Genomic DNA, 13,376 nt, shown 5'->3' on the forward strand with positions numbered 1-13,376 from the left:
CTAAGGGCGCGTGTGTAGGAGGTGCGGTGGAGGGCGAGACTGGTGTGGGATTAGACGTGGGGCAGCTCCGCGTCGCGGTCCGGGTAGGAGGGCTGCGCGCCGTGCGTGAGCGTGGCCTGGGCGCCGACGCGGGAGGCATGGCGGGCGGCATCGGCAAGCTCGGCTCCGGTGAGGAGCTGGGCGCAGAGCGCTCCGGCGAAGGCATCGCCCGCGCCGGTCGTGTCGATGGGAGTGACGTGCGGCGTCGCGATGTCCGTGAGGCCCTCGGCGTCGGCGACGAGGGCGCCGCGGGCACCGAGAGTGAGCACGACGGAAGCAAAGCCAGCGTCGAGGAGAGCCTGCGCGAGGTCGTGGGGATCGTCGCTGGTGGCGGGGCTGCCGAGTTGCTCGAGGATAAGACCGGCCTCGTGCTCGTTGGCGATGATGGGGTCGGCTTTGAGCAGCGCGTCGCGGTCGACCTCGACGACGGGGGCGAGGTTGACGATGACGCGGGTGTTGCTGGCGGCGTTAATGGCGGCCTGGAAGCCGTCTGCGGGGATTTCGCCTTGAAGCAGCACGATATCGGCCTCGGTGATGGCCGCGGTGTGCGCGGTGACGTAAGTGGCGTCGACGTAAGCATTCGCGCCGGGGATGACGATGATGGTGTTTTCGCCGTCATCGGAGACGGTGCACACCGCTAGGCCGGTCGTCGTGTCCTTGAGCCGAACGACGTGGGTGAGATCGACGCCTGCGGATTCGAGGTAGCGCAGCGCGGGCTGCGTGTAGGCGTCGTCGCCTACCGCGCCGACGAACGTGACGTGCGCACCCTGGAGCGCAGCCGCGACGGCCTGATTGGCACCCTTGCCGCCGGCGAGAACCTCGCCGCCGGAGCCCAGGAGTGTCTCGCCCGGGTGCGGGTGGCGCGCGGTGTGGACGAAAAGATCGGCGTTGATAGAACCGACGACGGTGAGCGAACCTGTGCGGTGAGAAGCGGGGCTGGTCTGGGATATCATGACGCCGATTATGCCGGACAACTCGGCGCGCGACGGGCGGGTAGGATGGGCGGCCATGAAACTGCTGCACACTCTGTTGGAACGCGATCCATCTTCGCCGCGTCTTACGGTCTACAACGAGGCCACAGGCGCACGCATGGACTTCTCGGCCCAGACCCTCGACAACTGGGCGTGCAAGATCGCCAACATGCTCGAAGAGGAGCTCGAGCTGGCGCCCGGAGACACGATTGTCATCGATGTGCCGGTGAGCTGGCAGGCAGCCGTCATTGCGTTGGGAGCGGTTGCGGCGCGCGTGAACTACGAATTTACAGATGACACGGAGCTCAGCCCGGAGGTCACGTTTGCGTCGCTGGAGCGTGCGTCGGAGCATAGCGGTGACGTGGTAGTGGTCAACGATGATCCCTTTGGCCGTGGCGTCACGGAGACTGGCGGGGAGCTGCCCGCCGGCGCGCTCGACTTTGGGCCGACGGTGCGTTTCTACGGGGACCAGTACATGGGCGACGCCCCGGCGTTGGAAGAGGTCGTGCCGATCCCGCAGGAGCATCGTCTGCTGTCCACGGGGTGGGTGGATAACGCGACGTTTAGCGACGCTGTCCTCGCGCCGTTGGCAGGCGGCGGATCTGCCGTTGTCGTGGCGGGGTTGACCGAGGCCGAGCGGCTCGATGTCATTGCGGACAATGAGAAGGTGACCTCACGCCTGTAATGGGGGTGTAGCGCTCGGTGTGCGTGCTGTGCGAAGCGTGCGAAATCCCAGCTCAGCGTGCCAATGTCGCACTTTTGTGAGTGGTACGTTATTCTGTGTGTGCAAGGCAGTGCGGCGCCGGGCATTCACCCCCCCGAGTTGCTCGGAAGCCCCACCTTGCATTTCGGTCCCCGTTGCCGCCCTCCCCCCGAGGCAGGCGACGGGGACCCTTTACTTTTCGTAGTGCCCTAACTGGGGCTTTCCGGGGACTTGAATACCGGGCGCGTTGCGGAGGAACTTCATGAAAATTGAGGCCCAGCAGCGCTTTGCCGGGTCCGCGGCTAGCTTCTGCAGAATGTTGACTGTTCTATCAGCGAATCGGAGACGAACATGAAGCCGCAGATCAGCTCGCGTCCAGAATCGAGAGTCATACTCTGCGGTATGCGTTCGCCTTTGCGGCGAGCGTATGACCCCAGTCCCGGGGTACGCGGCGTGAGACACCGCGCGGGTGGCGTTTGTCGTCGCCCGGAGGGGACACCTTGAGAGAGATAGAGACACCGAAGGCGCCGACCCCGTAAGGAGTTCGGCGCCTTCGGCGTTTTCTTTGTGCGCGATGCAGTTAGTTCACGCAGCGCGGGGAATCCCCGCCAGCGCTGATCTCCGGGGAGACCTCAGCGGTACCGAAGTCGGCGCCCGGGGTGCCAACCGGCTCCTCGGAGGTGCTGTCCTCCGCGGCGGAGGCATCCGTCTGTGCCTGGTCGGACGGACCGGTGTAGTCATTGCCGGTGACGACGATGAGCGTGTTCTCGTCGAGGTTGGCGTTGGCCGTGATGGGCAGGCCGCCGAGCTGCTCAGCGAACTTCTTTGCGGTCTCAGACTCGGGGTCAGCGGCGACAACCTGGGACTCGGAGTAGATACCCGGGTCGGCGTTGGCGGTGCGGGCGACGGTGTAGCCGACTTTTTCCAGCCAGGAACCCACGCCACCGGCCAGGCCACTGACATCGCCTGCGTTGAGGACGTGGATCTCGAGGTTATCCGCGACGGGTTTTTCGCCCGTGTCGGTGGCCGAGGGGGTGGCGGATTCGCTTGTTTCTTCCGCAGTCTTTGCAAGATCGTCGAAGAAGCGGTGCACCTCGGCGACGTCGACGGTGACGATGGATTCGCCGTAGTCGCCTTGGCCGTCGATGGAGGTCACGGGGATGGTGTTGAACGTGACGTTGCCGCCGGCCAGGCCGGAGAGCTGGCTCGCTAGACTCATGATGTCCCAGTTGGAGTCGAAGCTCACGGATCGTTCGACGGCGGTGGAGAGCTTGGAGAGCTTGGACGGATTCGTGAGCGTGTCGGAGGACAGGAGCTTGGATACGAGGGAGGCGGTGAAGGCCTGCTGGCGGGCGATACGGTCGAGGTCGCCGCGGGGGAGCTCGTGGCGCTGGCGCACGAAGGCCAGGCCCTGGGCGCCGTTCAAGGTCTGCTGCCCGGCGGGGAAGTCCGCGCCGGAGAGCTCCTCCTTAACTGGTGCGTTGAGGCACACGTCGACGCCGCCCACGGCCTCGGTGAGCAGCACGAAGCCCACGAGGCCGATTTCGGCGTAGTGGTCGATCTCAATGCCGGTAAGGTCGCGGACCTGCTCGAGGAGCGCCGCGCGGCCGGCAGCCGTGCCCTCGGCGGCGATGTCCTTGTCGGTGTACTTGGGCTTCTCGCCGGCTTGCTCGGCTTCGAGGTTTTCGGCAGCCAGTTCATCCTTGCGTGCAGACTCGTGGGCGGAGAAGACGCCGTTGATTTTCATGTTGCCGTACTCCGGCCCGTTGTTGATGTAGGTGTCGCGCGGGATGGAGATGGCGCTGGCACGGGAACCATCGTTGGGGATACGGATGACCATGATGGTGTCCGTGTTGTGCTCGCCATCATCGACGCCCGCGTGCAGAGCATCGAGCTCGGACTGGCTGAGCGTATTGCCTTGGGCGTCAACGCGAGAGTCGGAGCCGACGAGGAGGATGTCCATGGCGCCGTCAGCGTTGTTGCCGTCCTTGAAGCCCTTGTCACCGTTGCCCAGCGACAGGTTGTCGATGGAGCCGAGTTCACCACCGAGGCGTCCCACGAGGGCATAGCCGGTGCCGGAGACGAGCATGACGAGCACGGCGACGACGGCCAGGACCACTTTGAGGGAGGTGGAACCGGCTTGGGTGAGGCTGCGAGCCCGAGTCGGCGCGGGTTTAATATCGCGCACGGGGCGTGGCATGTCAGGGCTCACGGAGGATCGCTTTCTATAGAAAAGGTAGACAAGGTGAACTGTGAAGCAGTGTAGGCGAGTGAGACCCGATCTTTTTAACGGACATGGCGATTGTCACGTATTAGATCGGTGCAGTGCAGTGTAGAGTTGTCCGCATTGTGAAACATGCACACGCGGGGTCGCAGCGGCCATTAGGAGTAGTCACGGTGACATTCTCACCGGGGGACTACCTTGCCGCATGCCTGGATTCACTGCCCGCTGCTACGGCTGCCGATGCCGTCGTGGTCCTCGCCGATAATGGCTCCACCGATGGCGTGCCTCAGGCCGCCGCGGCCCAGCGCCCCAACGTTGAGCTCCTCGACACGGGCGGAAACATCGGTTACGGCGGCGGCATGAACGCGGGCGCCGCGCGCCTGCGCGAGCTCGCTGCCGAGGGCGTTATTCGCGATGACTTCTTCCTCATTACCAACCCTGACGTCACCTTCGGGGACGGGGCGCTCGACGCGCTCATCGCCTGCGCGGAGGCCTGGCCGCGCGCGGCGGCGGTGGGGCCGCGCATCGTGGAGCCGGATGGCACGAATTACCCGTCCGCCCGCGCCATTCCTACGCTGGCCACCGGTATCGGCCATGCGCTCTTTGGTACCGTGTGGCCGTCCAATCCGTGGTCGAAGGCCTACCGCAATGACGCGGACATGACGCGCCAACGCATCACCGGCTGGCTGTCGGGTTCGTGCGTGCTCGTGCGCTGGGATGCGTTTGAGGCCATCGGCGGCTTCGACGAGCGCTACTTCATGTACCTCGAAGACGTTGACTTGGGCGACCGCTTTACGCGGGCGGGCTGGGAAAACGTCTTTTGTCCCGAGGCCATCATCACGCACGCCAAAGGGCACTCGACGCAGGCGCATGCGGGCGCCATGCTGCGTGCTCATCACGACTCGGCCTATCGCTTCCAGGCGGACCGTCATCCGGCATGGTGGCAGGCACCTGTGCGCTGGGCTCTCAAAATAGGGCTGCGTCTGCGGGCGTGCTACGCCGTTGCTACGGCGCGAAAGGGCTAAACTCTTTCGCGATAGACATCCCTGAAGACAAGGATTATTTATTTCATGGTTGCTCCTGCAGTAGACGCAGTCATCCTCGTGGGTGGCCGCGGTACGCGTCTGCGCCCCTTGACAATCAGTACGCCGAAGCCGATGTTGCCCACGGCGAACTACCCTTTCCTCCGGCACTTGCTGGCGCGCATCAAGTCCGCGGGCATCGAGCACGTCGTACTGTCCACGTCGTTTAAGGCAGAGGTCTTCGAGGAATACTTCGGCGACGGTTCGGAGCTCGGGCTCGACATTGAGTACGTCGTCGAGGAGACCGCTCTGGGCACCGGCGGCGGCATTCGCAACGTCTACGATAAGCTGCGCCATGACACCGTCATGGTCTTCAACGGCGATGTGCTCTCTGGCATGGACTTGAATGGCATCCTCGCTGCGCACGAGGAGAAGGATGCAGACCTCACCATGCACCTTCTTAATGTGTCCGATCCGCGCGCCTTTGGTTGCGTGCCCACGGATTCCAACGGCCAGGTCACGGCATTCCTGGAAAAGACCGAGGATCCGCCCACGAACCAGATCAACGCGGGCTGCTACGTGTTCAAGAAGGAACTCATCGAGTCCATCCCGGCCGACCGCGTGGTCTCCGTGGAGCGCGAGACCTTCCCGCAGCTGCTCGAGGCAGGCAAGCGCGTCTTCGGCCACGTGGACAACTCCTACTGGCGCGATATGGGCCGCCCGGATGATTTCGTGCGTGGCTCGTCCGACATCGTGCGTGGCATTGCGCCGTCGCCGCTCCTCGAGGGCCACACCGGCGAGTCCTTCGTCGATCCCTCGGCGGGCATCGCCGGTGGTGTGCTGTTGCTCTCGGGTACCGCGGTGGGTCGCGGCTCGGAGGTCGGTGCGGGCTGCCGTATCGACGGCACCGTTGTCTTTGACGGAGTGACCATAGAGCCGGGCGCCGTCATCACGAACTCCATCCTCGCCTCGGGCGTCCACGTGGGTGCGAACGCGCACATCGACAATTGCGTCATCGGCGAAGGCGCCACCATTGGTGCGCGCTGCGAGCTGCAAGGCGGCATGCGCGTCTTTCCGGGTGTGCAGATTCCGGACGCAGGCGTGCGCTTTAGCTCTGACGCCTAAAACGCCCAGCCCGGTGTGCGGGCGCGGCCATGCAAAGGTCCAATCCCTGTAGCTGCGGGTTGGGCCTTTCGTGCGTCGCGGGCTGCGTGTCGAAAGGGGGGGAAAAGTTTTTCGGCGCAGTGGTGCGACACGCCGAGGATTGTGCGAAATTGTGAGTGTCGATCCTTGCTGCCACTAGATGTAGTACCCCCGGCTTTTGCCCCCTGAATGGTTTTATTGTGATCAATGTGGCGGATGTTAAAAACGAGCTGCACGTTCGTGGTTCTCAGGTAAAAAACAGCTCCCGCAGGTTGACGATATTTAGTGGCGGCGGGTTAAATCACAAGTGTGTAAGAAAGCGTGGCGGGAGCAGTGACTCTCCATCGACATCACCGTCAGTGGGAGGATGGGCCCCGCCGCCCTTGGAATCAGAACAAGGTCCCCCGGGCGCGTTGTAGGCGCAGCCCGTGGCGGATACGACCAACGGAGAAAGGAAAACGGCGTGGACGACATGGCTAATAACGCCAATCTCCGTGGCGCTGCTGCGGCGGCGCTGTCGTTGGATGAACTCTTTGGCGCTGTTGAGCAAGAGTGGCAAGACCAGGCGCTGTGCGCGCAGACCGACCCGGAAGCTTTCTTTCCAGAGAAGGGCGGCTCGACGCGTGAGGCGAAGCGCATCTGCCAAGCCTGCGCAGTGCGCGATGAGTGCTTGGAATACGCACTCGAACACGACGAGCGCTTTGGAATTTGGGGCGGGCTCTCGGACCGCGAGCGTCGCCGCCTCAAGCGCCAAATAGGCTAAACGCCCGCGTACGCGGCGTATAAAAGCGCTCGCCACAAGGCGAGCGCGACGGTGAAGGTCCCCGAAAGGGGATTTTTCGGGTTTTCTGCAGCTAGAGCGTGACGCTTACCAGTTGAACCGAGAGTCGATATCCTGCGGCTCGACGTTGAGGTACGTCGCCACAAGCGCGGTGAGCACGGTGGACAGCAGCTCTGCGCGCTCGGCGTGGTTGGTGGTGCGCTCCTCAATGGGCATGCGGAAAACGACGAAGCGGGCGCGTGTGGGACGTCCCCGGACGTCGACGCCGGCGGGAAGCAGACGCCCCAGCGGCACTGGGCCGTCAGCGATGATTTCATCCGGCAGAACCGTCATATCGGCACGCAGGCGCATGCGTGGCACGGTGTCGACGGCGATGTCCACGCCGGAGAGCTCCCGGGCATAGGAATTCTGGAGGGGTGCGTAAGCCTCAAGCACGGCGGCATCGAAAAGCTCGGAGCGGCTGCGGAAGCGCGGGCTCTGCTGGGGGAGAAGGGGCCCGCGCGCGCCGCGTCCACGCCGGTCACGGAACGGGCGAATGTGGGGGCGCGCGGTGGTCATGGCCGTAGATTGTAGGCGGCGCACACACGTCGCGGAGGCAACCACGCCGCGCGCGGGCCTGCCCAACTTTGGGCCGGTGGGCACTAGACTAGGGGACCGTGACTCACCAACGACCCGCCGAACGACACTGCTCGCGTCCTGGCTGCGGCCGCCCTGCCGTAGCAACGCTCACATATGCCTACGCGGAGCAAACCGCCGTCGTGGGTCCCCTGAGCGAGGAGAAAGATCCGCACAGCTGGGACCTGTGCGAACACCACTCCTCGCGGATTACTGCGCCGCATGGCTGGGAACTCGTACGCGTGGACCGCGTGGAGCTCGATGATGACGATGATCTCCTAGCGTTAGCCGAGGCCGTCGGCGCCGGCGGACGCGTCACGGATGAAGTAAACGATGAGGGCGCGCGCGATCCCATCGACTACGAGCCCACCTTTGATGGTGCGGATCCGGCGCGGTCTAATCACCCGGTCTTCCGCATGCGGCGCGTGGCTGACGTGCGGGCGGCGCGGCGCGCGCATCTCCACGTCGTCCCGGATGCGGACGACGCGGACGCGAGCGACGCTCGGGAGCCTGGACAGCCTGGGGAATAGCTGAAAGCTCGCCATAAAGACGCTGGCTAAGTGTGACGCCGGGCCGTCGCGTGTTCGGTTCGCCGAAAATGGGGGCTACACTTGGGGCTTATGCGAACTCGTGAACAGCTCAATGCAGTGATTAAGGCTTATGACGTGCGTGGCGTCGTGGGCGAGGATATCGACGAAGACCTCGTTCGGGACACGGGTGCGGCGTACGCGTCCATCCTGCGCGGCGAGGGTGAGACCACCGTCGCCATCGGCCACGACATGCGCCCGTCCTCGCCGGCGCTGTCCCAGGCTTTTGCGGAGGGCGTCGTCTCCCAAGGCCTCGACGTCATCAAGCTGAATCTCACGTCCACCGACGAGCTGTACTTCGCGGCAGGTTCCCTGAACCACGCGGGCGCGATGTTCACCGCCTCCCACAATCCGGCCAAGTACAACGGCATTAAGCTCTGCCGCGCTGGCGCCGTGCCGGTGGGCCAGGAGACCGGTCTGGAGACCATCAAGGACATGCTCGTCGAGGGCGTGCCCGCTTTCGACGGTGCGCCTGGCACCATCACCGAGCGCGAGGTCCTGCCGGACTACGCGGAGTTCCTGCGCGGCCTGGTGCCGCTCGAGGCGTCCCGTCCGCTCGTCATTGCTGCCGATGCCGCCAATGGCATGGGTGGCCACACCGTCCCCGAGGTATTCGAGGGCCTGCCCTTCGACCTGCGCCCGCTCTACTTCGAGCTCGACGGCACGTTCCCTCACCACGAGGCCAACCCACTGGATCCGAAGAATCTCGTCGACCTGCAGAAGTTCGTCGTCGAGCAAGGCGCCGATATCGGACTGGCCTTCGACGGTGACGCGGACCGCTGCTTCGTCGTGGACGAGAAGGGCCACCCGGTGAGCCCCTCGGCTATCTGCGCGCTCGTTGCAGAGCGCTACCTCAAGAAATTCCCGGGTGCGACGATCATCCACAACCTCATCACCTCGAAGACGGTGCCGGAGATGATCGCGGAGAACGGCGGCAAGGCCGTGCGCACGCGTGTGGGCCACTCCTTCATCAAGGCTCAGATGGCCAAGGAGAAGGCCGTCTTCGGTGGCGAGCACTCCGCGCACTACTACTTCCAGGAGTTCTGGAACGCGGACTCCGGCATGCTCGCCGCGATGCACGTCCTGGCGGCCCTGGGCGAGTCCGACAAGCCGCTCTCCGAGCTCATGGCGGACTACTCTCGCTACGAGGCCTCCGGTGAGATCAACTCCACCGTCGCCGACCAGAAGGCAGCGACGCAGGCCGTGCTCGACGCGCTGGCTGACAAGATCGAGTCCGTTGACGAGCTCGATGGCGTGACCGTGCAGCTCAAGGATACCGAGGCCTGGTTCAACGTGCGCGCCTCCAACACCGAGCCGCTCCTGCGCCTCAACGTCGAGGCCAAGACCGCCGAGGAAGTCCAAGCAATCGTTGACGAGGTCCTCGCCATCATTCGCGCGTAGCTCGCTTCGCGCCGCTCGCCGCCGTCCTGGTTTCCAGGCCGGCGGTTTTGTGTACTGTGAGTTTTTATCATCTCAGGCCCTCGCTGCCGGCCTGAAGCCATACAACCCAAAGACGACCCCCGTGCACTCGACCGGGGTGCAGAAAATACCGCGCCGCCCCGCCGTCCGCACGAAGCGGACCGCGGGGCGGCGGTGGTGTCGGGGCTGGAAAGCCTAGATCTGGTAGTTGTGCGACTGGGAGACCATGTCTTCCCACTCGACGAACTTCTTGCGCTCGCGGCCTTCGGCCTCGCCTGCGGCGCGCTCGGCGGCATCGAGGTTCTTCCAGCCGTCCCAGGTGAGGTAGTCCACGCTCTTATCCTTGAGCAGCTCGGTGAAGTCCTCGCCGTGGGAGTGGGAGAGCTTGCCTGCCTCATAGTCGGCGACGAGCATGCCGATGGTCTCGGTGGCGTCGGACTTGGTGTTGCCGATAAGGCCCACGGGGCCGCGCTTGACCCAGCCGGTGGCGTAGAGGCCAGGGACGACCTCGCCGTCGAGGGAGGTGACGTGGCCGCCGTCGTTGTTGATGACGTGGCGGTCATCGTTGAACGGCACGGACTCGATCGGGTCCGAACGGTAGCCGACGGCGAGGTAGACGGCCTGGACCGGCCACTCGGTGAACTTTCCGGTGCCGGAGACGGAACCGTCGCCGTTGAGGGCGGTGCGCTCGGTCTTGATGCCGGTCACCTTGCCGTTTTCGCCCAGGATTTCCACGGGCTGCTCGAAGAGATGAATCTGCAGCGTGTGCGGAGCCTCCTTAGGCTCGCGGATGGCGTACTGCTCGAGCACCTGGCACACGAGGTCCTGGGACTTGGAGTTAGAGCGAGCTTCCAGCGAGGCCTCGTCGTAGTCGATGTCTTCTGGGTCGACAACGACGTTGATAGTCGGGGAGTGGTCGAGCTCTTTGAGCTCCTGCGGGGTGAACTTTGCCTGGGCTGGGCCGCGGCGGCCGAAGACGCGGACAGTCTCTGCCTTGTTCTTCTTCAGGGACTCGTACACGTTGTCCGCGATCTCGGTGACGTGGAGCTCGTCGCCCGTCTTCGCGAGGATGCGGGCGACGTCGAGGCCAACGTTGCCCACGCCGACGACGGCGACCTCGGTAGCGGAGAGGTCCCAGTCACGCTTGAAGCGCGGGTTGCCGTCGTAGAAGCCCACGAACTCGCCGGCGCCGTGGACGCCTTCGAGGTCGACGCCTGGGATGTTGAGGTGGCGGTCGCCCACGGCGCCCGTCGCGAAGACGATAGCGTCGTAGTAGTCCTGGAGTTCCTCGACAGTCACGTCGCGGCCGACGTGGATATTGGTGAGCAGACGGATCTGCTCGGTTTCCATGACGCGGTGGAGGGACTTGATAATGCCCTTGATGCGCGGGTGGTCCGGAGCCACGCCGTAGCGGATGAGGCCGAAGGGGGCCGGCATCTGCTCGATGAGGTCAATCTGGACGTTGCCGGAGAGTTTCTTGACGAGGATGTCGGAGGCGTAAATTCCGGCAGGGCCAGCGCCAATGACGGCGACGCGCAGGGGTGAAGTCATGAAAGATCCCTTTCCACAGTGGTCTCGTGTCTAGTGCTTCGGTGCGCAACTAGACGTATCTGTTCATAAATATATCCATCATAGTGCCGAATGCCCAGGCTAGGGGCATACGGTATGCGCGTCCTATTGAACTCATCTTTGCGTGGGTGGGCAAGTCCCCCAATTTCATTCGTCCCAAAGTGGCAGGTAATACGGTATGAATTTTAAAGACCAAGCTGTCTATATTGTTTGAACCATGTTGTTTCACTAGCGTGGTTGCCAATCCAGTTGTGGTGTGGGCCATATATCCCGCGCCGCCGGAACGACAAAAACACAGCACAACGCACGTGACCGCCACTCGCACACGGCGGCATCGATGAGCATTCAGGAGACAGCACCCCATGACGACCGCGACCCGCGAGCGCACGCCCCGCACAAGGAAAAAGAAGCCGGAAGGCCAGTGGAAGATTGACGGCACCGAGCCGCTGAACCAGGACGAGGTCATTAAGCAGGAGGACCCGGGCCTGTCCGCGCGCCAGCGCGTCATCGACATTTACTCCAAGGAGGGCTTTAGCTCCATCCCGGCCGAAGACCTGGCGCCACGCTTTAAGTGGCTAGGCCTCTATACCCAGCGCAAGCAGAACCTAGGCGGCGAGCTCACTTCCACGCTGAGCAATACCGAGCTGCAGGACGAGTACTTCATGATGCGCGTGCGCTTCGATGGCGGCCGCGTCACCCCGGAGCAGCTGCGCACCGTGGGCGAGATTTCGCGCGACTACGCCCGCTCGACCGCGGACTTTACGGACCGCCAGAATATTCAGCTGCACTGGATTCAGATCGAGGACGTCCCCACTATCTGGGAGAAGCTGGAGAAGGTGGGCCTGTCCACGCTCATGGGCTGCGGTGACGTCCCGCGCGTCATCCTCGGCTCGCCCGTCGCCGGCGTCGCGGAAGACGAGATTATCGACGGCACCTGGGCTATCGACCAGATTACGGAGAAGTACCTGCTCTCCGACGACGTGCAGAACCTGCCCCGCAAGTTTAAGACCGCGATTTCCGGCAACGCCCGTCAGGACGTGACGCACGAGATTCAGGACATCGCCTTCGTCGGTCGCGAGCACCCCGAGCTCGGCAAGGGCTTCGACTGCTTCGTGGGCGGCGGCTTGTCCACCAACCCCATGCTCGCGCGCTCGCTCGGCGTCTTCGTCCCGCTTGAGCGCGTGCCGGAGGTCTGGCACGGTGTGGTGAGCATCTTCCGTGACTATGGCTTCCGCCGTCTGCGTAACCGCGCGCGCCTCAAGTTCCTCGTCGCCGAGTGGGGCATCGACAAGTTCCGCGAGGTGCTCGAAACCGAGTACCTTGACGCGCCGCTCGAGCGCGCGGAGCCGGTCGCCCCGCACCTGGGCAATCGCGACCACCTCGGTGTCCACAAGCAACAGGACGGCAACTACTACGTGGGTGTCAAGCCGACGGTCGGCCACGCGACGGGTGAGCAGCTCATCGCCATCGCGGACGTCGCAGACCGCTTCGGCGTCGAGCGCATCCGCACCACGCCCATGAAGGAATTGCTCTTCCTCGATATCAAGGAAGAAGTAATCGAGCCGCTCAAGGCTGCGCTTAATGAGACCGGCCTGTACCCGGAACCCTCCGAGTTCCGCCGCGGCATCATCTCCTGCACCGGCCTGGAGTTCTGCAAGCTCGCGCACGCGACGACGAAGGCGCGCGCCATCCAGCTCGTCGATGAGCTCGAGGAGCGTGTGGGCGACCTCGACGTGCCGATTTCCATCTCGCTCAACGGCTGCCCTAACGCGTGCGCTCGCTCGCAGGTCTCCGATATCGGATTCAAGGGCCAGACCGTCACGGACGACGAGGGCAACCGCGTTGAGGGCTTCCAGGTGCACTTGGGCGGCGCGCTCGGCTTGGGCGAGGAGGCCTGGGGTCGCAAGCTGCGCGGCCACAAGGTCATCGCGGATGAGGTGGGCGAGTACGTCACCCGCGTCGTCACGAACTTCAAGGAGAACAGCGAGCCCGGCGAGCAGTTCCGTGACTGGGTCGTGCGCGCCGACGAGGAGCTGCTGAAGTAATGCGTTTCCGCCGCGAGCCCAACCCGAACCGCAACCACCCGGCGTACTGCCCGTACTGCGCGTCCGAGTCGCTCTTCCCGGATGAGGAAGGCGATTTCGCGTGGCGCTGCAGCGCGTGCCTGCGCGTCTTCTCCGTCATGTTCCACGGCCAAGACGACGCCCCCGTGGCGGCGTCCGCCACCCCGTCCGCTGCCCAAGCCCTGCAGGACTCCCTGCGCCGGCACGGACATTCCGCCCGTCCCCAGTCATAAAGGATTC

At 64.3% G+C, this 13,376-nt stretch carries 12 protein-coding genes; 8 read left to right on the plus strand and 4 right to left on the minus strand.

The genetic code is table 11. The features are described from left to right. Window positions 1-50: 50 nt before the first annotated feature. The gene (locus HMPREF0307_RS01155) at window positions 51-992 is read right to left on the minus strand and encodes a ribokinase (RefSeq protein WP_066485593.1); all 942 of its coding nucleotides are present in this window, start codon (window positions 990-992) and stop codon (window positions 51-53) included. Window positions 993-1,047: 55 nt separating this feature from the next. On the opposite strand from HMPREF0307_RS01155, the gene HMPREF0307_RS01160 reads away from it, so the two are divergent. Continuing rightward, window positions 1,048-1,695 (plus strand): TIGR03089 family protein, encoded by a 648-nt coding sequence (locus HMPREF0307_RS01160; protein WP_066485322.1) that lies wholly within the window; start codon window positions 1,048-1,050, stop codon window positions 1,693-1,695. A gap of 598 nt (window positions 1,696-2,293) precedes the next feature. Here HMPREF0307_RS01160 and HMPREF0307_RS01165 read toward each other — a convergent pair. Next, window positions 2,294-3,925: an LCP family protein gene (locus HMPREF0307_RS01165; RefSeq protein ID WP_369799406.1), complete on the minus strand. Its 1,632-nt coding sequence runs from the start codon at window positions 3,923-3,925 to the stop codon at window positions 2,294-2,296. 137 nt (window positions 3,926-4,062) lie between these two features. Between HMPREF0307_RS01165 and HMPREF0307_RS01170 the strand changes: the two genes are divergently transcribed. The 3 genes from HMPREF0307_RS01170 (at window position 4,063) to HMPREF0307_RS01180 (ending at window position 6,865) form a co-directional block, all read left to right on the plus strand. Further along, window positions 4,063-4,962 carry a glycosyltransferase family 2 protein gene (locus tag HMPREF0307_RS01170; RefSeq protein ID WP_369799407.1) on the plus strand — a complete coding sequence of 300 codons (900 nt, stop codon included), beginning with the start codon at window positions 4,063-4,065 and terminating at the stop codon, window positions 4,960-4,962. Window positions 4,963-5,007: 45 nt separating this feature from the next. Beyond that, on the plus strand, window positions 5,008-6,084 hold the full coding sequence (locus HMPREF0307_RS01175) for a mannose-1-phosphate guanylyltransferase (protein WP_066485325.1): 1,077 nt from the start codon (window positions 5,008-5,010) through the stop codon (window positions 6,082-6,084). A gap of 481 nt (window positions 6,085-6,565) precedes the next feature. Next, window positions 6,566-6,865 (plus strand): WhiB family transcriptional regulator, encoded by a 300-nt coding sequence (locus tag HMPREF0307_RS01180; protein WP_066485327.1) that lies wholly within the window; start codon window positions 6,566-6,568, stop codon window positions 6,863-6,865. A 105-nt stretch (window positions 6,866-6,970) separates the two neighbouring features. Here HMPREF0307_RS01180 and HMPREF0307_RS01185 read toward each other — a convergent pair whose 3' ends face one another. Continuing rightward, window positions 6,971-7,441, minus strand: a complete 471-nt coding sequence (locus HMPREF0307_RS01185; RefSeq protein WP_066485330.1) for a metallopeptidase family protein — start codon at window positions 7,439-7,441, stop codon at window positions 6,971-6,973. A 98-nt stretch (window positions 7,442-7,539) separates the two neighbouring features. Here HMPREF0307_RS01185 and HMPREF0307_RS01190 point away from each other — a divergent pair, with 98 nt between their 5' ends. Beyond that, window positions 7,540-8,028: a DUF3499 domain-containing protein gene (locus HMPREF0307_RS01190; protein WP_066485336.1), complete on the plus strand. Its 489-nt coding sequence runs from the start codon at window positions 7,540-7,542 to the stop codon at window positions 8,026-8,028. A 90-nt stretch (window positions 8,029-8,118) separates the two neighbouring features. After that, entirely contained in the window at window positions 8,119-9,486 is a 1,368-nt protein-coding gene (locus tag HMPREF0307_RS01195; RefSeq protein ID WP_066485340.1) for a phosphomannomutase/phosphoglucomutase, read from the plus strand. Window positions 9,487-9,699: 213 nt separating this feature from the next. On the opposite strand, the gene HMPREF0307_RS01200 is transcribed toward HMPREF0307_RS01195, so the two are convergent. After that, window positions 9,700-11,055 carry an FAD-dependent oxidoreductase gene (locus HMPREF0307_RS01200; protein WP_066485343.1) on the minus strand — a complete coding sequence of 452 codons (1,356 nt, stop codon included), beginning with the start codon at window positions 11,053-11,055 and terminating at the stop codon, window positions 9,700-9,702. Window positions 11,056-11,435: 380 nt separating this feature from the next. Here HMPREF0307_RS01200 and HMPREF0307_RS01205 point away from each other — a divergent pair, with 380 nt between their 5' ends. Both HMPREF0307_RS01205 and HMPREF0307_RS01210 read left to right on the plus strand, forming a co-directional pair. Next, entirely contained in the window at window positions 11,436-13,118 is a 1,683-nt protein-coding gene (locus HMPREF0307_RS01205; protein WP_066485349.1) for a nitrite/sulfite reductase, read from the plus strand. Further along, the gene (locus HMPREF0307_RS01210; protein WP_066485354.1) at window positions 13,118-13,369 is read left to right on the plus strand and encodes a hypothetical protein; all 252 of its coding nucleotides are present in this window, start codon (window positions 13,118-13,120) and stop codon (window positions 13,367-13,369) included. The genes HMPREF0307_RS01205 and HMPREF0307_RS01210 overlap by 1 nt, the downstream gene beginning before the upstream one ends. Window positions 13,370-13,376 lie beyond the last annotated feature (7 nt).

Source organism: Corynebacterium sp. DNF00584 (genome assembly GCF_001552965.1).
Classification (GTDB): Bacteria; Actinomycetota; Actinomycetes; order Mycobacteriales; family Mycobacteriaceae; genus Corynebacterium; species Corynebacterium phoceense.

Bases quoted from the DNA above. Each gene is read 5' to 3' on its own strand.
- HMPREF0307_RS01160 (WP_066485322.1), top strand. From the start codon at position 1,048: ATGAAACTGCTGCACACTCTGTTGGAACGCGATCCATCTTCGCCGCGT.
- HMPREF0307_RS01205 (WP_066485349.1), top strand. From the start codon at position 11,436: ATGACGACCGCGACCCGCGAGCGCACGCCCCGCACAAGGAAAAAGAAG.
- HMPREF0307_RS01210 (WP_066485354.1), top strand. From the start codon at position 13,118: ATGCGTTTCCGCCGCGAGCCCAACCCGAACCGCAACCACCCGGCGTAC.
- HMPREF0307_RS01155 (WP_066485593.1), bottom strand. From the start codon at position 992: ATGATATCCCAGACCAGCCCCGCTTCTCACCGCACAGGTTCGCTCACC.
- HMPREF0307_RS01195 (WP_066485340.1), top strand. From the start codon at position 8,119: ATGCGAACTCGTGAACAGCTCAATGCAGTGATTAAGGCTTATGACGTG.
- HMPREF0307_RS01185 (WP_066485330.1), bottom strand. From the start codon at position 7,441: ATGACCACCGCGCGCCCCCACATTCGCCCGTTCCGTGACCGGCGTGGA.
- HMPREF0307_RS01200 (WP_066485343.1), bottom strand. From the start codon at position 11,055: ATGACTTCACCCCTGCGCGTCGCCGTCATTGGCGCTGGCCCTGCCGGA.
- HMPREF0307_RS01175 (WP_066485325.1), top strand. From the start codon at position 5,008: ATGGTTGCTCCTGCAGTAGACGCAGTCATCCTCGTGGGTGGCCGCGGT.